13 protein-coding genes are annotated in these 21,785 nt (G+C 73.5%); 8 read left to right on the top strand and 5 right to left on the bottom strand.

Annotation, left to right across the window (positions count from 1 at the left end; all coding sequences use genetic code 11):
- Positions 1-5 precede the first annotated feature (5 nt).
- Positions 6-6,905 (bottom strand): type I polyketide synthase, encoded by a 6,900-nt coding sequence (locus CCN39_RS13955; protein ID WP_086842080.1) that lies wholly within the window; start codon positions 6,903-6,905, stop codon positions 6-8.
- A gap of 758 nt (positions 6,906-7,663) precedes the next feature.
- Between CCN39_RS13955 and CCN39_RS13950 the strand changes: the two genes are divergently transcribed.
- Both CCN39_RS13950 and CCN39_RS13945 read left to right on the top strand, forming a co-directional pair.
- Positions 7,664-8,785, top strand: coding sequence for a threonine synthase (locus CCN39_RS13950; RefSeq protein WP_244210779.1), 1,122 nt, complete (start codon positions 7,664-7,666; stop codon positions 8,783-8,785).
- Positions 8,782-9,399 (top strand): helix-turn-helix transcriptional regulator, encoded by a 618-nt coding sequence (locus CCN39_RS13945; protein WP_086842076.1) that lies wholly within the window; start codon positions 8,782-8,784, stop codon positions 9,397-9,399. The genes CCN39_RS13950 and CCN39_RS13945 overlap by 4 nt, the downstream gene beginning before the upstream one ends.
- A 2-nt stretch (positions 9,400-9,401) precedes the next feature.
- Here the strand turns inward: CCN39_RS13945 and CCN39_RS13940 are convergent, their stop codons facing one another.
- Positions 9,402-10,307, bottom strand: a complete 906-nt coding sequence (locus CCN39_RS13940; protein ID WP_086842074.1) for a glutaminase — start codon at positions 10,305-10,307, stop codon at positions 9,402-9,404.
- Positions 10,308-10,469: 162 nt separating this feature from the next.
- Here CCN39_RS13940 and CCN39_RS13935 point away from each other — a divergent pair, with 162 nt between their 5' ends.
- From CCN39_RS13935 to CCN39_RS13925, 3 genes are all read left to right on the top strand, one after another.
- Positions 10,470-11,858, top strand: a complete 1,389-nt coding sequence (locus CCN39_RS13935) for an amino acid permease (protein WP_086842072.1) — start codon at positions 10,470-10,472, stop codon at positions 11,856-11,858.
- Between the two features lie 68 nt (positions 11,859-11,926).
- Positions 11,927-12,898, top strand: a complete 972-nt coding sequence (locus tag CCN39_RS13930) for a LacI family DNA-binding transcriptional regulator (protein WP_086842070.1) — start codon at positions 11,927-11,929, stop codon at positions 12,896-12,898.
- Between the two features lie 99 nt (positions 12,899-12,997).
- Positions 12,998-15,853: a glycoside hydrolase family 2 TIM barrel-domain containing protein gene (locus CCN39_RS13925; protein WP_086842068.1), complete on the top strand. Its 2,856-nt coding sequence runs from the start codon at positions 12,998-13,000 to the stop codon at positions 15,851-15,853.
- Here the strand turns inward: CCN39_RS13925 and CCN39_RS13920 are convergent.
- A complete protein-coding gene (locus tag CCN39_RS13920; protein ID WP_086842091.1) occupies positions 15,848-16,570 on the bottom strand; it encodes a TetR family transcriptional regulator in 723 nt (240 codons plus the stop codon). The two genes, CCN39_RS13925 and CCN39_RS13920, sit on opposite strands and share 6 nt — an antisense overlap.
- A 91-nt stretch (positions 16,571-16,661) precedes the next feature.
- Here CCN39_RS13920 and CCN39_RS13915 point away from each other — a divergent pair, with 91 nt between their 5' ends.
- Positions 16,662-17,807 carry an FAD-dependent monooxygenase gene (locus CCN39_RS13915; RefSeq protein ID WP_086842066.1) on the top strand — a complete coding sequence of 382 codons (1,146 nt, stop codon included), beginning with the start codon at positions 16,662-16,664 and terminating at the stop codon, positions 17,805-17,807.
- Positions 17,808-18,124: 317 nt separating this feature from the next.
- On the opposite strand, the gene CCN39_RS13910 is transcribed toward CCN39_RS13915, so the two are convergent.
- Positions 18,125-18,802 (bottom strand): NUDIX hydrolase, encoded by a 678-nt coding sequence (locus CCN39_RS13910; protein WP_086842064.1) that lies wholly within the window; start codon positions 18,800-18,802, stop codon positions 18,125-18,127.
- 78 nt (positions 18,803-18,880) lie between these two features.
- Here CCN39_RS13910 and CCN39_RS13905 point away from each other — a divergent pair, with 78 nt between their 5' ends.
- Positions 18,881-19,882 (top strand): SPFH domain-containing protein, encoded by a 1,002-nt coding sequence (locus CCN39_RS13905; protein WP_086842062.1) that lies wholly within the window; start codon positions 18,881-18,883, stop codon positions 19,880-19,882.
- A complete protein-coding gene (locus CCN39_RS13900) occupies positions 19,879-20,748 on the top strand; it encodes an NAD(+)/NADH kinase (RefSeq protein ID WP_086842060.1) in 870 nt (289 codons plus the stop codon). Before CCN39_RS13905 ends, CCN39_RS13900 begins: the two co-directional genes overlap by 4 nt.
- Positions 20,749-20,810: 62 nt before the next feature.
- Here the strand turns inward: CCN39_RS13900 and CCN39_RS13895 are convergent.
- Positions 20,811-21,785, bottom strand: a 975-nt coding sequence (locus CCN39_RS13895) for a glycoside hydrolase family 15 protein (RefSeq protein ID WP_244210776.1), incomplete at its 5' end; no start/stop codon positions are given.

Here is a 21,785-nt window from a genome sequence, read left to right as displayed (position 1 = left end):
GCCGGTCACCAGCCCGAGGCGGTGTGGACGACGGCGCCGGTGTCCGGACGGCCCCACGCGAGCTCGCGCAGCAGGCCGAGGGTGCCTTCCTCCGGGTCGATCAGCGCGATGCCGCGGCGGGCGTAGTCGCGCATCAGCTCGGGCGTCACCATGCCGTCGTGCTCGCCGGTCGGGGCCCACGGTCCCCAGTGGACGGTCACCGCGCGCCCGGCGGGCCACTGGCGGCCGAGCGTTTCGAGGGCGTCGTTGGCGGCGGCGTAGTCGGACTGGCCGCGGTTGCCGAGGGTGGCGGCGATGCTGCCGAACAGGACCACGAACGCGGGCTCTTCGGGCAGGTCGGCGGTCGCTTCGAGGAGGGTGCGGGCGCCGTCGACCTTGGTGCCGTAGACGCGCTCGAACGACTCCGGCGTCTTCTCGGCGACGAGCTTGTCCTCGATGACGCCGGCGGCGTAGACGATGCCGTCGAGCCGGCCGTGCTCGGCGTGGATCTCCTTGACGGCGCGGTGCACGGCTTCGGCGTCGAGCATGTCGACCGACTGGTAGCGGGCCGGGCTGCCGAGGGCTTCGAGCTGGGCCAGGGTCTGCCGGACCTCGCGTTCGCCCCGGATCCGGCGGACGGTCCGTTCGATCTCGGCCGGGCTCTTCAGTCCCTTTTCGATGAGCGCGGCGCGGAGGTCCTTGGCCGTCTTGGCGTGCGGGTATTCGTCTTCGTGTGCGGGCACGGGTGTCCGGCCGAGCAGTTCGATCCGGCACCGGACGGCCGTGGCGAGGGTGGTGGCGAACCGGGCGGTGATGCCCTTGGCGCCCCCGACGAGCAGCACGACCGAGTCCCGGGTCAGCCCGATGGCGGCGGCTTCGGCGGCTCCGTCGCTCGCGGGTCCCGCGCCGCCGGTGGCGAGCGGGCCGAGGTCCTGTTCGGTCATCCGGAAGCCCTTGCGACGCTGGCCTTCCCGGACGACGACGGGTTCTCTGTCTTCTGTGGACAGCTCGCCGACCAGCGCGGCGGCTTGGTTTTCGGGCGTTTCGTCCGGGGACAGCTCGACCACGCGGGTGAGGGTCTCGGGGTATTCGCGGGCGAGGCTGCGGTGGAACCCGCGCAGGCCCGCGCCCGGTCCGGCGGTGAGCAGCCAGGCGGGCCGCGTCGCGAGGGCGGCCTGGTACTGGCCGAAGGCGGCGGGGAGGGCGGTCCCGGGCAGGAAGAAGACCCCATCGAACCCGGCGCGGACATCGTCGGCGACCTCGGCGGACGCACCCAGCCCGGCAAGGTGAGCCCGAACGGCCTCGGCGACCGGTCCACGGCGGCCGAGGAGGAGGAAGTTCCGGCCGGCAACCTCGGGAGCATGGGCGGGGCCGAGGTCGAACTCGGCCATGACCAGACGCTTCGGCGCCACGATGAGCGGCGTGGACTCGGCCGGAGTTTCTTGCGCGGCCGAGGTTTCTTGCGCGGCCGGGGTTTCTTGCGCGGCCGGGGTTCGGTGCGCGGCCGAGTCGAGCGGCACAGGCACAGCCGAGTCGAGCGGCGCAGGTTCGGCCGAGCGCTGCGGTGCAGGCGCGGCGAAGGTGTCCGGCCGTGTGCCGTCGATGAGCTCGGCGATCGCCGCGGCCGTGCGGGCCTTGGCCAGTTCCTCGACGTCGCCGCCCGTGTCGAGGTTCAGGCGGGTGGCCAGCTCGCCCGCGATCTCCGCCCGCTTGATCGAATCCACACTCAGATCCGCCTCGAGATCGAGATCCGGCTCGATCATCTCCACCGGATACCCCGTCCGCTCCCCGATCACCGCCACCACGGTCTCCAGCACCGACACCGCGGCCACCGGCGCCGGCGCCGGTCCGGGGCCGATCAGCTCCGCGATCGCGGCCGCCGTGCGGGCCTTCGCGAACTCCTCCACGTCGCCGCCCGGGAGCCCCAGCCGCGTCGCCAGCTCGCCCGCGATCTCCGCCCGCTTGATCGAATCCACACTCAGGTCCGCTTCCAGATCGAGATCCGGCTCGATCATCTCCACCGGATACCCCGTCCGCTCCCCGATCACCGCCACCACGGTCTCCAGCACCGACACCCCGGCCACCGGCGCCGGCGCCGCGACCGGCACCACCACCGCCGGCTGCTCGATGACCGGGATCGGGGCCGCGACCGGGACGGGCGCGTCCGTGCCGAGGAAGCCCAGGAGCACGTCGCGCTGAGCGGCGATCATCTCGCGGCTCGTGCGCAGGAAGTCCGCGACCATCGCCTCCGAGGTGGCCGCCGCCGGCGCCGCTGTCGTCGGCCCGAACGAGATCCGCTCCGCCGGGCGGAGGGCGCCGGCCGGGATCGTGCCGTCCGCCGTGCGGAGGAGATGGCCGTCGACCGTCCACCCGGGACGCTTCGGCCGCGGCGAAGCCGACGCATCCACCGCGTCGCGGCCGCGGAACAGCCAGCCCGTCTCGATGGTCACCCCGGACACCGCCAGCTGCGCCAGCGCGCCCAGGAAGCCCGGCAGGCCGCGGCGGCCCGGCTGCTCGAACCCGACCGTCCGGTGCGGCCGGTCGCCGAGGATGGCGGCGACCTGCCTGGCCAGCACGGCCCCGGGCCCGGCCTCGACGAACACCCGCGCGCCGGCCACGTACATCGCTTCGATCTGCTCCACGAACCGGACCGGCGCGCCCAGCTGGGCGGCCAGCTCTTCGCGGATCGCGTCCGGCGCGGCCGGGTAGGGCCCGGCCGTCCGGTTCCCGTACACCGGAACCGCCGGCCGCACGACGCCGATCGCGTCCAGGGCCCGGCCGAACGCTTCTCCCGCCGGTGCCACCAGCGAACTGTGGAACGCGCACGCCACCTGGATCCGCTTCGCGCCGAGCCCGGCGGCCCGCAGGTGCCCGACCGCCGCCTCGACGTCGGCGGTGGGCCCGGAGATCACCGTCTGCTCGGGGGAATTGTGGTTGGCCAGGACGACGGCGCCGAGTCCCGCGTCGGCGAGGACCTTCCCGGTTTCCGCGGCCCCCGCCGAGACCGCGGCCATCGCGCCCGGGTCGTCCGCCGGCACCGCGTCGACGATCGCCGCCGCGCGCGCGTGGCTGGCGTGCAGCAGGGCTTCCGGGGTCAGTGCACCCGCCGCGGCCAGTGCTGTCAGCTCGCCGTAGCTGTGCCCGCCCAGCATCGCGGGCCGCACGCCGGCGCGGGTCAGCAGCCGGGACGCGGCCAGCCCGGTCATCCCGAGCGCGGGCTGGGCGACCCGGGTGTCGGTGACCCGCTCGACGGAGTCCCGCCGCGCCGTTTCCCCGAACACCGCCGGGCCGAAGACGACCTCGGCCGTCGCCGGGTCGAGCCGCAGGTAGCGCTGCAGTTCGGGGAAGGTGACGAACAGTTCGGCGAACATGCCCGGCCGCTGGCTGCCCTGCCCGGGGAACAGCACCGCGACCTCGCCCGCCACCGCGTCGTCCGCGCGGAACACCCCGGGTGCGTCGTGCCCGTCCAGCGCCTGCCGCACCAGTCCGGCCAGCTCGTCCACAGTGGACGCGACGACGGCGAGCCGCGCCGGGCGCCCCTGCGCCCGCTGGGCGGCCGCCAGCGCCAGATCCCGCAGCCGCCACGGCGAAGGGGATTCCGAAGCCATGGCCAGCAGCTCCCGCGCCGCGGACTCCGTCGCGAAGGTGAACAGCTCCGCGGGCCACTCGTCCGCGGCTTGCGCGGGCGGGACACCGTCGTGGGCGGCGAGCACCACGTGGAAGTTGGTGCCGCCGAAGCCGAACGCGCTCACCCCGGCGAGCCGCTCGGCCGGTGGCGCGGTCCACGGCTGTGCGGCCGACTGGAAGACGAACGGGCTCGTCGCCGGGTCCCAGGCCGGGTTCGGCGCCGAAAGGTGCAGCGTCGGCGGTTTGACGCCGGTGTGCACGGAGATGGCGGCCTTGATCAGCCCGGCCAGTCCCGCGGCGCACTTGGTGTGCCCGATCTGGGATTTCACCGAGCCGATCGTGCACGCGCCCGGCGCGGCGCCGGCCTCGGTGAACACCTTCGTCAACGTGCCCAGCTCGGTGCGGTCGCCGACGACGGTGCCGGTGCCGTGCGCCTCGACCAGCCCGACGCGCGCGGGCGAGACGCCGGCGTTGCGGTAGGCGCGGGTCAGCGCGGTGTGCTGCCCCTCGGGCCGCGGCGCCGTCAACCCCAGCGCCCGGCCGTCCGAAGCCGCGCCGACGCCCTTGATCACGGCGTAGACCCGGTCGCCGTCGCGTTCGGCGTCGGCGAGGCGCTTCAGGGCGAGGCACGCGACGCCTTCGCCGAGCGCGATACCGTCGGCCGCGCTGTCGAACGTCGCGGACCGCCCCGTCGGCGAGAGCGCGTGCGCCGAGGCGAACAGGAGGTAGTCGTTGATGCCGTTGTGCAGGTCCGCGCCGCCGCAGAGGACGAGGTCGCTGGTGCCGGCGGTCAGTTCCTTGCAGGCGACGTCGACCGCGGTCAGCGAGGACGCGCACGCGGCGTCGACGGTGTAGTTGGCCCCGCCCAGGTCGAGCCGGTTGGCGATCCGCCCGGCGATGACGTTGGCGAGCACGCCCGGGAAGGAGTCCTCGGTGATCTTCGGCAGCCGTTCGTCCAGTTCGGCCGGAAGTTCGCCCAGGTAGGACGGCAGCACCGACCGCAGGGTCATCGCGTTGGACAGGTCGCTGCCCGCTTCGGCGCCGAAGACGACCGACGTGCGGGCCCGGTCGAACGCGCGGTCGGCGTACCCCGCGTCGGCCAGCGCGCGGTGTGCGGCCTCCAGGGCCAGCAGCTGCACGGGCTCGATGCTGGCCAGCGACGACGGCGGGATGCCGTACTCGAGCGGGTCGAAGCCGATCTCGGGCAGGAACCCGCCCCAGCGCGACGGCGTCCGCTCCCCCTGTCCCTCGGGGTCGTAGTACAGCGAGGTGTCCCAGCGCTGCGGGGGCACCTCGGTCACCGCGTCGGTGCCGGCCAGGACGTTCGCCCAGAACGCGGCCAGGTCGGGGGCCTGCGGGAACATGCAGGCCATGCCGACGATCGCGATGTCCAGCGGCGCCGGCGCACCCGGTTCGGCCTCGGTGCCGCCGAAGGCGGCGGCCCGCGCGCGCAGGAACGCGTTCGCGCCCTCGCCGACCGCGGAGTGCAGGTCGGCGATCGTGGTGACGGCCGAGCGCAGCACGGCGACCTCGCCCGCCATGAACATGCCCTCGGCGAGCTGGCGGTCTTCGCTGACGTCCCGCAGCTCGGCGCCGACGCGCTCGATGCCCTTGCTCGCCAGGCGGAGCCGCCCGACGTTGAGCGTTTCCAGCTGCTCCCAGGCGTCACGGCTGGGCACGCCACGTTCGGCGAGGTCCGCCTTGATCGCGGTGTACTCCTCGGTGAACGGGCTGCGCACGCAGCGGGTGGCGTGCCCCGGCGCGGTCTCGAGGAGGTCGGTGCGCTCGGCTTCCAGAAGCCTGCGCTGGAACAGCGGGAGGACGGCGCCCGCGTCGACGGCCTCGCGGGTGAAGAGGTAGGCGGTGCCCATCAGCACGCCGATCGCCGCGCCGCGCGTGGCCACCGGGGCGGCGAGGGCGGCCACCATCGCGGCCGAGCGTTCGTCGTGGATGCCGCCGGCGAACAGCAGCTGCAGGTCCGCGGCCGCGGCCGGGGTGGCCGCGAGGAAGTCGGCGAGCACACCGAGCTGCGCCTCCCACAACGGGAAGCTGGTGCGCGGGCCGACGTGCCCGCCGCACTCCGAGCCTTCGAAGACGAACTTGCGGGCGCCCGCCTCGAGGAACTGCTTCAGCAGGCCCGGCGAAGGCACGTGCAGGAAGGTGGCGATGCCGGCCGCTTCCAGCGCCACGGCCTGTGCGGGACGGCCGCCGGCGATGATCGCGTGGGTGGGCCGCAGTTCGCGGATGACCTCCAGCTGCGCGGCCTTGACGTCGTCGGCGGCGAACCCGAGGACGCCGACGCCCCAGGGTGCGTCGCCGACCGCCGCGCGGGTGCGTTCCAGCACGTCGCGGGTCTGCTCCGGGCCGGACAGGGCCAGTGCGATGAACGGCAGCGCGCCGCCCGCGGCGACCTCGGCCGCGAAGGCGGGCTGGTCGCTGACCCGGGTCATCGGTCCCTGCGCGACCGGCAGTGCCGTGCCGAGCGCGCGGCTGCCCGCGCTGCCGGGACCCAGCACCGCGTCCGGCAGGCGCAGCGTCTCGCCGATGGCGCCGGCCAGGCCGCGCACCGCGGCGGTGACGGTGCCCCAGCGGTCGCGGAACCGGGTGGCGAGGAAGACGTCCTGGCCCGCTTCGAGCGGCTCGATGCCGCGCCGGGCCAGGACGCGGACGCCGTCGGCGACGGTCGTCTCCGAGCCGTCGAGGCCGGTGACGGCGCTGGTCAGGGCCGACGGCAGTTCGGCTTCCGGCAGCAGGGCGAGCTGGGTGTCGACGACGACGCCGGCCGCCCCGCCCGCGACGGCCGCGGCGGCGGTGTGCGGGCCGATGCCGCCCGCCGCCCACACCGGGACGCCGAGGGTGTCGTCGCCGAGCAGGGCCTGCAGCAGCACGAAGGTGCTCAGTTCCCCGACCCGGCCGCCGCATTCGTGCCCGCGGGCGATCAGGCCGTGGGCACCGGCGGCGACGGCCGCGGCGGCCGCGGCGCGCGAGGTGACTTCGGCGAGCACCCGACGGCCCGGGAAGTCCCGCGGCGTGCACCCGGCGTCTTCGGTCAGCAGCACGGTGGTCACGGCGTCGGGCAGGTCCGCCGGGCGCGCCAGCCGGACCCCGAACGCCGGGACACCCCATTCCCCGAGCAGCGCGAGCTCTTCCGCGGCCGCGGCAGTCCCGGCGGTCAGGTCGAGCACGCCGAGCCCGCCCCCGCGCTCGGCGGCGGCGACCCCGCGCGCCGACGGCCATCGCAGCGGCGACACGGCGACGACCAGCCCGGCCGGCACGGAGTCGTCTTTCGAGAGACGCATGGGAACTCCCGCTACGCACGAAAGGGTGAAGGGTAACGGGGAGTACTTAAGCGGGTTCCTTCCGCGCCGTCAACAACCCACCGCGATTTCATAGCCGAGGTTCAGAAAATTCGGGAGCGACCAGGCCGACGGCGCAAGAATTTAACGTCGCCGTCACGTTCCCGCCCCGAGCGCCGGGCAGGATCATTGCCGGACCAGGTCCCGGTGGACCGGTTCCGGGACGTGGTCCACCCGGCAGGCGCCGCCGGACGGCGCAAGCCATCCCGCCTGGTGGACGCGAGGCGGCTACCCGGTCCGGACCACGCCGTCCGTCGGGTCCGATGTTTCCTGGCACCCCTCGATGCTTATCCCGCCGGTAAAGCAGGCGGGTGGAGGCGTGCGCTTCGCCGATCCGAACACGCCACTCCGGGCCGGTTCTTCCCGGCGATTTCCCCGCGATTTTCCGGGACATCGGAAGAATCGGCCGAAGAATGGTCGGCACACCTCCCGGCAGCCCCAGGGGTCCACAGTGGATTGGTCTCGCTGCCGGATTCTCGGTGCTCACGAGTCCACGAACGTGGACGTCGAAGGCCGCAACCGCCCCCGCGGAGACGACGGCCGGTATTCGGGCGACCACCAGCGGTGCACCGCGCGGACGCCGGTGATCGAAATTCCCGGTCGCCGCGTTACAGGCTTTTCCTGAGAAGAAGCTGAAGACATTTCGCGTACTCGGGAGTAGTACTAGACAGTACGTCTAAGCTTGGACTGTTCGTACAGACGTGGAGGTGACGGTGGAGTACTGGTACACCGACGAGCGGTCGGGGACGCGGTACCCCGGCGACCCGCTGCGCTGGCGCGGCGACGACGGCGCCCCGCTGACCGTGGCCCCGGGGGCCGGCCTGCGCCCGGAGGACGTCGACACCGGCGTCCGCTCGCTCTGGCGGTACCGGGCCGCGCTGCCCGGCGACCTCCGCCCGGTGTCGCTCGGGGAAGGCTGCACCCCGCTCGTCCCGCAGACCTGGGGCGGCACCGACGTCCGGTTCAAGCTCGAATGGTTCAGCCCGACCGGCAGCTTCAAGGACCGCGGCTCCAGCGTCATGGTCTCCGCATTGGCCGGTGCCGGGGTCCGGGAGCTGCTGGAGGACAGCTCCGGCAACGGCGGCTCGTCGGTGGCGGCCTACAGCGCCGCGGCCGGGATCGCGGCGACCGTGCTGGCTCCGGAGGGGACGTCACCGGCGAAGGTGCTGCAGACCCGCGCGTACGGAGCGGCCGTCGAGCTGGTGCCGGGCACCCGCGACGACACCGCCGCCGAAGCCGTCCGCCGCTCGGACCGCACCACCTACGCCAGCCACAACTGGCACCCGTTCTTCCTGCAGGGCACCAAGACCCTCGCCTACGAACTGTGGGAAGACCTCGGCTTCCGCGCCCCGGACGCGGTCGTCACCGTCGCCGGTGCGGGCAGCATCGTGCTGGGCTGCGACCTCGGGTTCGGCGAACTACTCGAAGCGGGGTCGATCACGCGGCGCCCGCGCCTGCTCGTCGCGCAGCCGCGGAACTGCTCCCCCATCGACGCGGCCTGTCACGGCCACCGGCCGCCGGAGTTCGCCCCGACCGTCGCCGAGGGGACGGCCATCCGCCGTCCGGTGCGGCTGCCGGAGGTCGTCGCGGCCATCCGGCGCTCGGGCGGGGACACCGCGGCGATCGACGAGGACGCCATCGCCGCGGCCGCCCGCCGCCTGGCGTCCCTCGGCCTCTACGCGGAGCCGACCAGCGCCACGGCCGCCGCGGCCATCGACGTCTTCCGCGCGCGGGGCGCCATCCGGCCCGGCGAAACCACGGTGGTCGTGCTCACCGGCTCCGGCCTCAAGGCGCCCGGCCGGCTGCGGGAGCTGATCGGGTGACCGAGGACGAGCTGCTGCTGCGCGAGGCGGAGAAGATCGCCCACGCCGTCGGCCGGATGTTCCCGGGCCTGTGCGAGGTGGTGCTGCACGACCTGCGCGACCCGGCCAACGCGGTGCGCGCGATCGAGGGCGGCCTGTCCGGCCGCGCCGTCGGCGACCCGGCCACCGAGCTGGGCCTGGCCCGGATCGCCGACCCGGAGTTCCCGGACGTGCTGCAGAACTACCCGAACCGCTTCCCCGACGGCAGGCCCGCGAAGAGCACGTCGATCGGCCTCCGCAACTCGGCAGGCGAGTACGTGGCGGCGCTGTGCCTCAACCTCGACGTCTCCCTGCTCGGCTCGGCGGCCCACGCCCTGACCCGCCTGGCCGCCACCGACGCACCGGCCCCGTTCACCGAGACCCTGCACGCCCGGACCGGCGACGAGCTGCGCGCTCTGGCCGAGGACTACGCGGCCGAGCGCGGCCACACACCGCGCAGCCTCCCGGCGGCCGCCAAGAAGGACCTGGTGCGGTCACTGAAGGAGCGAGGCTTCCTGGAGCTGAAGAACGCGGTGCCGGCGCTGACCGACCTGCTCGGGATCTCGCGGGCCAGCGTCTACAACTACCTGCGCTGACTTCAGAACACGGACCAGCCGGTCAGCGTCGTGAACCGGTCGAGGGCGGCGACGCCGGCGACGGAGTTGCCGCGCGCGTCCAGCCCCGGGCTCCAGACGCACACCGCACACCGGCCCGGGACGATCGCGAGGATGCCACCGCCCACGCCGCTCTTGCCCGGGAGGCCGACCCGGTAGGCGAATTCGCCCGCCGCGTCGTACGTGCCGCACGTCAGCATGACCGCGTTGATCCGCTTCGCCGCGCTCAGCCCGAGCAGGCGCGAGCCGTCGTTGCGGACGCCGTGGCGGGCCAGGAACAGCGCCGAGCGGGCGACGTCGGCGCAGCTCATCGCGATCGAGCACTGGCGGACGTACTGGTCGAGCACCGACGGCACGGGGTGGCGCATGTTGCCGTAGGAGGCCATGAAGTAGGCGAGGGCGCGGTTGCGGTCGGCGTGCCCCGCCTCCGAGGCCGCCACCTCCGGGTCCACGGCGATCCCGGATCGTCCGCTTTCCTGCCGGAGGAAGGCGAGCAGCGCGTCCGCCGCGTCACCGTGGCGGGCGAGTTCGTCGGTCACCACCAGCGCGCCCGCGTTGATGAACGGGTTGCGCGGAATGCCGTCCTCGTGTTCCAGCTGCACCAGCGAATTGAACGGATCGCCCGACGGTTCGCGCCCGACCCGCGCCCACACGCCGTCGCCGCGCGAAAGCGTCAGCGCGAGGGTGAACACTTTGGACATGCTCTGCACGGAGAACGGGTGCTCCCAGTCGCCGACGCCGTGCACCGCACCGTCCACTTCGGCCACCGCCATGCCGAACCGCCCCGGCGCCACCCTGGCCAGCGCGGGAATGTAGTCCGCGACGGCGCCGCGGCCGACCTCGGGCGCGACGTCGTCGGCTATCCGGTCCAGCAGCGCCGCGAGATCCACGGGCCCGAGCGTAGAAGGCGGTCCGGCACCGGCCGCGGGCACCCCGTGTCAAATCGGAATCCGCGGATGGCGGAGAAATCTCCGCCGTGATGTCCGGCACACCTTAAGTCTTCCTTAGCCTGCTTGGTGACCTGCCGCACACCGCTCTAGCGTCCGATAACCATGGATTCCTCGCTGCTCACCGAAAAAGGTGAAAGCTACTCGAAAGCACTGGGCAACCGCCAAGTGCAGATGATCGCCATCGGCGGCGCGATCGGCGTCGGGCTCTTCCTCGGCGCCGGCGGCAAGCTCCACCAGGTCGGCCCGTCGCTGATCTTCTCCTACGCGATCTGCGGAATCGCGGCCTACTTCGTGATGCGCGCGCTCGGCGAACTCGTCCTGCACGAGCCCAGCTCCGGCAGTTTCGTCACCTACGCGCGGAAGTTCATCGGGCCGTGGGCCGGCTTCGCCTCCGGCTGGATGTACTGGGTGAACTGGGCGATGACCGGGATCGCCGAGATCACCGCGGTCGCCATCTACGTCCACAAGTGGCTGCCGGACGTGCCGCAGTGGATCACCGCGCTGATCGCGCTGGGCGTCCTGCTGCTGGTGAACCTGCTGTCGGTGAAAGTGTTCGGCGAGCTGGAGTTCTGGTTCTCGGTGGTCAAGGTGCTGGCCATCGTCGTCTTCCTGGTCGTCGGCGTGGGCCTGGTGCTGTCGAGCGCGGACATCGGCGGCACCCCGGCCGGCGCCCACAACCTGACCGGCCACAGTGGACTCTTCCCGGCCGGCATCGGTGTCGCGCTGATGACGCTGCAGGCGGTCATCTTCGCCTACTCGGCGATCGAGGTCGTCGGCATCGCGGCCGGCGAAACGAAGGACGCCCGCAAGGTGCTGCCGAAGGCGATCAACGGCGTGGTCTGGCGGATCGGCGTGTTCTACGTCGGCTCGGTGCTGCTGCTGGCGATGCTGCTGCCGTGGCCGTTCTACAGCGGCGACGAGAGCCCGTTCGTGACGGTGTTCAGCCGGCTCGGCATCCCGGGCATCGGCGACGTGATGAACGCGGTGGTGCTGACCGCGGCGCTGTCCAGCGTCAACTCCGGCCTCTATTCGACGGGCCGGATCCTGCGTTCGCTGGCCCAGAAGGGCGAGGCGCCCTCGTTCGTCAGCCGGATGAGCCGCCGGCAGGTGCCCTACGGCGGCATCCTGTTCACGTCGGTCGCGTACGTGCTGGGCGTGGTGCTGAACTACCTGGTGCCGAAGGAGGCGTTCGACATCGCCATCGCGATCGCGTCCCTCGGTGTGATCAGCACGTGGGCGACGCTGATCTTCTGCCAGCTCCGGCTGCGCCAGGCCGCCCTGCGCGGCGAGTTGGAGCGCCCGTCGTACCGCATGCCGTGGGCCCCGTACAGCGGCTGGGCGACGCTGGTGTTCCTGGCCCTGGTGGTGGTGCTGATGGGCTTCTCGGACGGAGCCGAGAAGATCGCGTTCTACTCGATCCCGGTGCTCGCGGTGGTCCTGGCGGTGGGCTGGCGCTTCGTCAAGCGCCGGGAACGCACCCCGCTCGGGTAGCGGGCCGGCCACCCGCCGCGGCCGGGCATACTCGACGCGTGTCTTCGAGCAGCACGGAACCGCGGCGGGTGACCATCCACGACGTCGCCCGCTCGGCCGGGGTCTCCCGGCAGACCGTCTCGCGCGCGCTGAACGACAAGGCCGAGATCGACGGCTCGACCAAGCAGCGCGTCCTCGACGCCGCCCGTGAGCTCGGGTACCGGCCCAGCCGGTTCGCCCGGGGGCTGGTCCGGCCGGACACCACCACCATCGGCCTCGTCGTGCCGGACCTGCTCAACCCCTTCTTCACCGAGGTCGCCTCCGGTGCGCTGGAGGCGGCGCGCGCCCGCGGCTGGCACGTCGTCGTTTACGACACCGCCGACGACCCCGAGCGGGAACTCGCCACGCTGCGGGTGATCGGCGCCCAGGTCGACGCGGTCACCGGCTACTTCGGCCGGTCCGACGAGGACCTCGACCGCCTCACCGCCGGCATCCCGGTCGTGCTGATCGACCGGGCACCGCGCACCCCGCGGTTCAGCGGGGTGGTGATCGACGGCGAGGACGGTGTCCGGGAGGCCGTCGCCCACCTCGTCTCCCGTGGGCACCGGCGGATCGGCATGCTCGACGGGCACCCCGCCCCGAGCGTCCGCCGCCGGTGGTTCCTGCGGGCCGCCGCCGAGTGCGGCGTCTCCGTCCAGCCCGGCTGGATCGCCACCGGGGCCCAGAGTGTCGACGGCGGCGGCGCCGCGCTGGCCGCCCTGCTCGCCGCCCACCCCGACGTCACCGCCCTCTTCGCCTTCAACGACGTGATGGCCATCGGTGCCCTGCGCGAGGCCCGCCGGTTCGGCCTGCGCGTGCCCGCCGACCTCGCCGTGATCGGGTTCGACGGTCTCGCCCTCGGCACCCTGGTCGAGCCGGAGCTCTCGAGCGTCGCGATCGACACCCGGGCGGTCGGCGCGCTGGCCGTCGAGCAGGCGGCCCGCCTGGTCACCGCCGCGGTGCCCCTGGAACCCGCCGAGCTGATCGTCCGCGCCCGTCTCCACCTGCGCGAATCCGCCTGATCCCTTGACACCCGGTCCGATCGCGCAGCACACTGCGAACCGGTCCGTGAACGTTCACGGGAACGTTCTCGGGCGCCTGCCGAGCGCGGAAAGGACCCCATGTCGTACCTCGAAGACCCCGGCCCCGGCCGCGGTTCCCTTCCGCCGCGCGCCGCCTTCGGCTCCGACGCGCCATCGTTGTCACTGAACGGCAGCTGGCGGTTCCGGCTGTCGCCGAGTCTCGCGGCCGCGCCGGCGGGAATCGAGACCGAGGACTTCGACGACTCGGCGTGGGACGAGCTGCCGGTCCCGTCGCTGTGGCAGCTGCACGGCCACGGGCGCCCGGCCTACACGAACGTGCCCTACCCGTTCCCGGTCGACCCGCCGCACGTGCCGTCGGACAACCCGACCGGCGACCACCGGCTGCGGTTCGACCTGCCCGCCGGCTGGCCCGCCGGGTCCGCGGTGCTGCGCTTCGACGGCATCGACTCCTGCGGCCGGATCTGGCTCAACGGCACCGAGCTCGGCGTCACCCAGGGCAGCAGGCTCCCGTCGGAGTTCGAGGTGGGGTCGCTGCTCCGGCCGTCCGGCAACGTCCTCGTCGTGCGCGTGCACCAGTGGTCGGCGGGCAGCTACCTCGAAGACCAGGACATGTGGTGGCTGTCCGGCATCTTCCGCGCCGTCACCCTGCTGGCCCGCCCCGACGGCGGCATCGGCGACTACTGGGTCCGCGCGGACTACGACCACACCACCGGCCTGGGCACGCTGCGGGTCGAGACCGGCCCGGACGTCGTGCTGGACATCCCCGAGCTGGGCGTCACCGGGCACCCGGCCGGGGAGGCCCTGGAACTGCCGGTCGAGCCGTGGAGCGCCGAGACGCCGCGGCTGTACGAGGGCACGCTGGCCACCGCGGCCGAGCGGGTGCCGGTGCGCATCGGGTTCCGCACGGTGGCCATCGAGGACGGGCAGCTCAAGGTCAACGGCCGTCCGCTGATGCTGCGCGGGGTCAACCGCCACGAGCACGACCCGCGCACCGGGCGCGTGGTCTCGCCGGAGACCGCGCTGGCCGACGTGCTGCTGATGAAGCGGCACAACGTCAACGCGGTCCGGACCAGCCACTACCCGCCCGACCCCGCCTTCCTCGAACTGTGCGACACCTACGGCCTGTGGGTGATCGACGAATGCGACCTCGAGACCCACGGCTTCGAGCCGCTCGGCTGGGCCGGCAACCCGAGCGGCGATCCGCGGTGGGCCGAGGCGTACCTCGACCGGATGCGGCGCACCGTCGAGCGGGACAAGAACCGGCCCAGCGTCATCCTCTGGTCGCTGGGCAACGAAAGCCACACCGGCGAGAACCTCGCGCGGATGGCCGAGTGGGTGCGCCACCGCGACCCGACCCGGCCGATCCACTACGAAGGCGACCACGACTGCGACTACGTCGACGTGCACAGCCGGATGTACGCCACGCACGAGGACGTCGAGCGGATCGGCCGCCGGGAGGACGACAACGCGCGCCGCCGGGAGCTGCCGTTCCTGCAGTGCGAGTACGGGCACGCGATGGGCAACGGCCCGGGCGGCCTGCTGGAGTACCGCGAGCTGTTCGAACGCTACCCGAACTGCCAAGGCGGGTTCATCTGGGAGTGGATCGACCACGGCCTGGCCGCGGACGGGCACTTCGCGTACGGCGGGGACTTCGGCGAACCGATCCACGACGGCAACTTCGTCATCGACGGCCTGCTGTTCCCCGACCGGACGCCGTCGCCGGGGCTCCTCGAGTTCGCGAAGGTGATCGAGCCGGTCCGGATCGACCCGGACGCGTCCGGGATCCGGGTGGGCAACCACTACGACTTCGTCGGCACCGGGCACCTGACGTTCAGCTGGGTGCTGGAGGACGAAGGGATCGCTGTCGCGGAGGGCGTTCTCGACGTCCCTTCCGTCCCTTCCGGACAGACCACTGTGGTCCCACTGCCCGACCTGCCCGCGACCGGCGGGGAGTCGTGGCTGACCGTGTCGGCGTCGCTGACCTCGGCGACGGCGTGGGCGCCGGCCGGGCACGTCGTCGGCTGGGGACAGCTGGCGGTCTCGGCGGCACCGGTCGCGGCGCCGCGACCGGTGCGCGGACCGGTGTTCCGCACCGGCGGGCGGCTGGTGCTGGGCGCCGGCGAGTTCGACCCGGTGACGGGTGTCCTGTCGGCCCTCGGCGGGCACGCGGTGCACGGACCGCGCCTGGACGTCTGGCGCGCGACGACCGACAACGACCGGGGCGAGTTCGCCGGCCGGCCGGACGCCGACCAGTGGCGCGCGGCCGGGCTGCACCGCATGCAGCACCGGGTGATCACGGTCGACGCCGACGGCGAGGAGCTGGTGGTGCGCACCCGGGTGGCGCCCCCGGCGCAGCCGTTCGGGCTGTTCGCCGACTACACGTGGACGGCGTTCGACGACCGCCTCCGGCTGCGGGTCGAGGTGACCCCGGACGGCGAGTTCCCCGGCACGCTCCCCCGGCTCGGCCTGGCGATGGCGATCCCGGGCGCGTGGGGTTCGGCCGAGTGGTTCGGCGGCGGCCCGGGCGAGGCGTACCCGGACAGCCGCCAGGCGGCCCGGATCGGCCGGTTTTCCAGCAGCGTCGACGGCCTGCAGACGCCGTACGTGTACCCGCAGGAGAACGGCAACCGCACGGCGGTCCGCTGGGCCCGCCTGACCACCCCGGACGGCACGGGCCTCCGCGTGGACGGCGACCCGGTCTTCGACTTCACGGCCCGCCGCTGGACCGCGGCGGCGCTGGAGGAGGCCCGGCACCTGGATGACCTGCTGCCGGACGACGTGGTGCACCTGACGCTGGACGTGGCCCAGCACGGCCTCGGGACGGCGTCGTGCGGGCCGGGGGTGCTGCCGCGGTACCGACTGATGCCGCAGAAGACGGAGTTCACGCTCTGGTTCCGGGCGGTGCAGCGCACCACGTCTCAAAAAGTCTCATAATTTCGTCTCATTAATCCCCGCGCCGGGGAGGTGGCGGTAGATCGTGGCCCGGGAGACGCCGAGTTCCGCCGCGATGTCGGACGGCGGGCGCCCGGCGTCGTGCAGGCGCCGGGCCGCCTCGATCGTCTCCGGGCTCATCGCCGGAGGCCGGCCGCGGCGCCCCTTGCCCCCGGCCGGCTCCGGCGGCCCGCTCACGCCGCCGAACAGGCGGCCGACGCCGTCCAGGATCGCCGCCCGCAGGTCGGCCACCGGGGTGTCGGCGAAGAGCACCACCGGGTCGCTCAGCATGGCGATCGCCTGTGCCGCGCGGACGCGGCCGGCGAAGTCCGGGTCCGGCCCGGCGACCAGGTCGTTGGCCCGGAGCATGCCGTTGCGGAACCGCTCGAAGACGGAGGTCGACGCGGTCAAGCCGAGGTCTCGCAGGTTCATACGGAGCAGGTACCGGTGGGCCAGCCAGACGTCCAGGAGCCCCTCGATCGCCGCCTGACGGGGGTCGGCGGCCTCCGCCGCCGTCGCCAGCGCGGCTTCGAAGCCGGCCAGCATCGGCTCGGCGAGCGCCGCGACGATCTCCGCCTTGCCCGGGAAGTGGTAGAGCACCGCGGTCTTGGTCACGCCGACCCGCTCGGCCAGTTCCCGCACCGACGTCGCGTGGTAGCCGCGCTCCGAAAACTCCTCCAGCGCCGCCCGCAGGATCCGGGCCCGGGTGTCGTCCGTCATCATCGGAGCCTAGCCCGCTTGCCTGACCGGCGGACAGGAGCGTACCGTCTGCACTGACCGATGGTCAGGAACCGACTTGGGGGTACCCACCATGACCGAACAGACCGTGCTGATCTCCGGCGCCGGCGTCGCCGGGCCGACGCTGGCCTACTGGCTGGCCCGGGCGGGCTTCCGGCCCACCGTGGTCGAACGCGCCGCGGGCCTGCGCTCGAGCGGCAGCCCGGTGGACGTCCGCGGGCCGGCCGCGCGGGTCGCGGAACGGATGGGCATCACCGCGAAGCTGCGCGCGGCGAGCACGAGCGCGACGTCGCTGAACTTCGTCGACGACGCGGGACGGCGGACGGGCCGGGTCCCGATGGGGGCGCTGGGGGCCGAGGGCGACATCGAACTCCCCCGCACCGACCTCGCGGCGATCCTCCACGACGCGGCGCGCGACCACGCCGAGTTCGTCTTCCACGACTCGATCACCGAGCTCCGCCAGGACGGCGGCGGCGTGGACGTCACGTTCGAGCGGGGCGCCCCGCGGCGGTTCGACCTGGTGATCGGCGCGGACGGGCTGCACTCGGCGGTGCGGCGGCTGGCGTTCGGCCCCGAGCAGGCGTTCGTCGAGCACGTGGGCGTCTACATCGCGACGCTGCCGCTGCCCGGCCCGCCGGCCGACCCGGCCGCGATCGAGATGTACAACTCGCCGGGGCGGGCGGTCGCGGTGCACCCGTCACGCGGCCGCGGCATCGCCGCGTTCATGTTCCGCGGCGACGCGGTGCCGGGGTTCGACCACCGTGACACCGAACTGCACCGGCGCATGCTCGCCGAAGCCTACGCGGGCGCGGGCTGGCGGGTGCCGGAGCTGCTGGACCAGGTGCGCTCGGCGGAGGACCTGTACTTCGACTCGGTGAGCCGGGTGCGGATGGCCGGGTGGCACACGGGCCGCATCGCCCTGGCCGGGGACGCGGCATCGTGCGTGTCGCTGTTCGGCGACGGCTCGACGCTGGCGATGACGGGTGCGTACACCCTGGCGGAAGAACTGGGCCGGACACCCGCGGACCCGGCGGCGGCGTTCCGGCGGTACGAGACCGAGCACCGGAAGCGGGTGGAGCCGAAGCAGCGCGCGGTCTCGACGGCGGCGGCGTTGCTGATCCCGGCCACGCGCGGCGGCCTGGCGGCCCGCAACCTCGGAACCCGGCTGCTGCCGCTCGTGTCGGCGGCCCGCCGCCTGGTTCCCGCACGGGCCGCGTAGGCCTCGCGGGTGCCGTCGGCCGGCCGGATCGGCGGAGCCGGCCAGGCGGATCGGCGGAGCCGGCCAGGCGGACCGGACCGGCGGAGGCGGCCGACCTGGCGGGCGGATCGGACCGGCAGAGGCGGCCGGGCGGATCGGATCGGCGGAGGCGGCAGGCGGCAAGCGCAGGCGGCAGGCGGCAGGCGGATCGGCGGAGCCCGACCGGGCCGGCCTCGCCCACTCGGCTCACCACCGGCGTGGCGGGCCGGGGTCGGCAACACCCCGTCCCTTCCCCGCCCCGCCCCGCCCCGCCAAGGCAAATCGCCGAAGGCGAGCGATCAGCTCCGCAGCATCGGCGGATAGAGCATCTCCGCCGCACCCCTCCGGTACAGCCGGGCCGGGCGGCCGCCGTCGCGGGTGGTGGTTCGGCCCGTCGGCTCCAGCAGGCCCTCCGCTCCCGTCACCTTGCGGTGGAAATTGCGCGGGTCCAGGCGCGTGTCCCACACCAGCTCGTACACCCTCCGCAGCTCCGCGACCGTGAACTCCGGCGCGCAGAACGCCGTCGCCAGCGGGGAATACTCCAGTTTCGCCCGGGCGCGCTCGACGCCGTCGGCCAGGATCCGGTCGTGGTCGAACGCCAGCCGCTCGGTCCGCAGGGCGCGCACCGGTGCCCAGCGTGCCTCCGCCGCGTCCGTGCCCGCGCGCGGCACCGGCAGGTCCGGCGCGAGCGCCAGGTACGCCACCGTCACCACCCGCATCCGGGGGTCCCGGTCCGGGGCCCCGTAGCCCGCCAGCTGTTCGATGTGGACGGTCCCCGGCGCCAGCCCCGTCTCCTCCGCCAGCTCGCGGCGCGCCGCGTCCGCCAGATCCTCGTCCTCCCGGACGAACCCGCCGGGGAGCGCCCACTCGCCGAAGTGCGGCTCGACCCCCCGGCGCACCAGCAGCGCGCACAGCTCGTCCCCGGTCAGCGTGAGCACGACCAGGTCCACGGTGACGGCGAACGGCGGGTGACCCATGCCACCCAGCCTAATCGTCAGCTTGACGATTAGCCAGCCGACCCCATATCGTCACGACGACGATAAGAGGAGGGCTCCATGGCCGACATCAATCGCCGGTTCGGGTTCCGGCACCTGCGCGGTGCGCCCACCGTGCACATCCGCCACTACCGCCGCGGCAGGCTCGCGCACGACGGTGTCGGGCTGTCCTTCTGGTACCGGCCGCTGACCGCGGTCGTCTCGGAAGTCCCGGTCGACGACCGCGAGCTGCCGCTGCTCTTCCACGCCCGCACGGCCGACTTCCAGGACGTCACCGTCCAGCTCGCCCTCACCTTCCGGATCGAGGACCCGGCGCTGGCCGCGCAGCGCATCGACTTCTCCATCGACCCGGACACCGGCCGCTGGCGCAGCGATCCCCTGGCGCAGATCAGCGGGCTGCTCACCGAAAACGTCCAGCAGTACGCGGTCGAGGTGCTGACCCGCATCGACCTGGCGACCGCGCTGGTCGACGGCGTCAGCGCGGTCCGCGACCGGATCCGTGCGGGCCTGGCCGAGGAGGACACGCGGCTCGCGCAGACCGGCTCGGCCGTGCTCGACGTCCGCGTGGTCGCGATCCGGGCCGAGCCGGAGGTCGAGAAGGCGCTTCAGACGACCGCGCGGGAGAAGGTGCAGCAGGAGGCCGACCGCGCGACCTTCGAACGGCGCGCGCTCGCCGTCGAGCGCGAACGCGCGATCAGCGAAAACGAGCTGCAGAGCCAGATCGAGCTGGCCCGCCGCGAGGAGCAGCTGCTGGCCCAGCGCGGCGCGAACGCCCGGCGGCAGGCCGAGGAAGCCGCGGCGGCGAACCGGATCGAGACGGAGGCGCAGGCCTCCCGCGAGGAGCGCCTGACGCAGGTGAAGGCGGAGGGGAAGCGAGCGCTCGGCGAGGCCGAAGCGGCGGGCGAAGCGGCCCGGCTGGCGGCGTACCGCGACCTGCCCGAGGGCGTCCTGACCGGGCTGGCGCTGAAGGAGCTGGCCGGCAACCTGCCGCAGATCGAGAGCCTCGTCCTGACCCCGGACCTGCTCACGCCGCTGCTGACGAAGCTCGGCGTCCGCTCGTGAGCCTCGCCCCGCGGGTCGTGCTCGTCCACCGCCGCACCGAGCTGGCCGAGCTCGTCGCCCGGCACGGCACCCGCGGCCAGGCCGAGTTCTTCCTGCGCACCCGTGGCCGCGACCTCGCCGAGGTGACCGAGGCCGACACGGCCCTGCGTGCCGCGCTCACCGCGGCCAGTGCCGCCATCCCGCTGGACTGGCGCCGCGGCGAGGTCGAACGCGCGGATCTCGACCGGTTCCTCTTCACTCCCGAGGACGTCGTCGTCGTGGTCGGGCCGGACGGCCTGGTCGCCAACGTGGCCAAGTACCTCGACGGCCAGCCGGTGATCGGGATCGCCCCGGGTGCGCCCGGCGTCCTGGTCAAGCACCCGGTCGAGGCCGTCGCGGATCTCGTGCGCTCCACGGCCGACGTCGAGCACCGGACGATGGCCGAGCTCACCGCGGACGACGGCCAGCGGCTGCTCGCCCTCAACGAGATCTACCTCGGGCACGCCGGGCACCAGACCGCCCGCTACCGGCTGGGGGTCGGTGGCGGGCGGGCGGAACGCCAGGCGTCGTCGGGAATCCTGGTCGGGACGGGCACCGGGGCGACCGGCTGGTGCGGGTCGGTGTGGCGGGAACGCGGCAGCGGCCTGCCCCTGCCGGCGCCCGGCGAGGCCCGGCTCGTCTGGTTCGTGCGGGAGGCGTGGCCGTCGCCGTCGACCGGGACCACCTGCACCGAAGGGGAACTGACCCGGGCGCCGCTGACGGTCGAGGTCGAGTCGGACCGCCTGGTCGCGTTCGGCGACGGCCTCGAAGCCGACTCGGTCGCCCTCACCCGCGGCCAGACGGCGGTCTTCGCTCCCGCGGCGAAGACCGTCCGCCTGGTGCGGTGACGGAAGCGCCGACACGCGTGATCAGCGGGTCGACACGCGTGATCGGGGGGTCGACACGGTGGTCAGGTGCCGTAGCGGGACTTGACGATCTGCGGGGTGTCGAGGTTGTGGCCGGCGTCCATGCTCTTCGCCAGGCGCAGGTACTGGCCCTCGGCCCACATCAGGGGGCCGGCGCTTCCGGTCGGCCGGCCGAGGCCGAAGCAGCCGACGTCCGCGCGGTCCCAGACCTGCTCGGGCACGAAGTAGCCGTCGTTGACCGAGTCCGCCATCGACTTCAGGTACACCGCGGCCGAGCGGCCGTTGGCGAGCTCGTACTGGCCGCGCTCCCCCGACAGCACCGGCCACAGCCGCCCGAAGCGCTGATTGCCACCAGCCGGCCAGCCGCTGCAGTTCGCGGTGCTCTCGCCGTAGTTGTCGTGCGGGTAGCGATGGAAGTAGATGTCCCCGTTGGGCAGCGTGACCTGCACCGACGAGTTGCCGTCCGAGGCCGCGGCCGTCGGGGCCACCGAGTTCGCGATCGTCGCGTCCCCGGCCGGGCGGATGCCGAGGCGGACCAGGTCGAGGAAGCCGAAGTCGGTGACATCGTGCTCGTAGAAGCAGCCTTCGTCGAAGCAGATCGTTGCCGTGTCGTTCGGGTTGCCGGCCCGGTCGAGGCGCTCGTAGTACGTGTGGCCGCCCCAGTAGCCGGATGTCGTGACCGCCCAGCCGGCCAGGGAGTTGCGCCAGGAGTCCGCCGTGGACTCCCAGGACGCCGCGCTCGCCGGGTCGCCGTTCGCGCGGGCGATCGCCCCGGCCGCGATCAGGCCGGCGATCTCCGCGGCCACCGAGGACGGCGACTTCCCGTACTGCTCCTCCCAGCGCTCGGTCGTGTCCGGGCCGGTCGAGACGATGTGGTTCGCGGTCGTCTTGACCTTGGCGTAGGTCGAGGCGTCGGTGAGGCCGGTCAGCCAGGCCAGCAGGATCGCGTCGGCGTTTTGGTCCAGTTGTTCGCAGCAGCCCAGTTGCTGCGCGCTCGCTCCGGCGACTCCGGAAACCGG

It is taken from the genome of Amycolatopsis kentuckyensis (assembly GCF_002155975.1).
GTDB lineage: Bacteria > Actinomycetota > Actinomycetes > Mycobacteriales > Pseudonocardiaceae > Amycolatopsis > Amycolatopsis kentuckyensis.
The sequence above is the reverse complement of the archived record's forward strand: the minus strand, read 5'-3'. Positions and strand labels throughout refer to the sequence as shown.

Excerpts from the sequence above, each read along its gene's own strand:
- CCN39_RS13955 (WP_086842080.1), bottom strand. The coding sequence starts at position 6,905 with ATGCGTCTCTCGAAAGACGACTCCGTGCCGGCCGGGCTGGTCGTCGCC.
- CCN39_RS13935 (WP_086842072.1), top strand. The coding sequence starts at position 10,470 with ATGGATTCCTCGCTGCTCACCGAAAAAGGTGAAAGCTACTCGAAAGCA.
- CCN39_RS13925 (WP_086842068.1), top strand. The coding sequence starts at position 12,998 with ATGTCGTACCTCGAAGACCCCGGCCCCGGCCGCGGTTCCCTTCCGCCG.
- CCN39_RS13920 (WP_086842091.1), bottom strand. The coding sequence starts at position 16,570 with ATGACGGACGACACCCGGGCCCGGATCCTGCGGGCGGCGCTGGAGGAG.
- CCN39_RS13915 (WP_086842066.1), top strand. The coding sequence starts at position 16,662 with ATGACCGAACAGACCGTGCTGATCTCCGGCGCCGGCGTCGCCGGGCCG.
- CCN39_RS13910 (WP_086842064.1), bottom strand. The coding sequence starts at position 18,802 with ATGGGTCACCCGCCGTTCGCCGTCACCGTGGACCTGGTCGTGCTCACG.
- CCN39_RS13905 (WP_086842062.1), top strand. The coding sequence starts at position 18,881 with ATGGCCGACATCAATCGCCGGTTCGGGTTCCGGCACCTGCGCGGTGCG.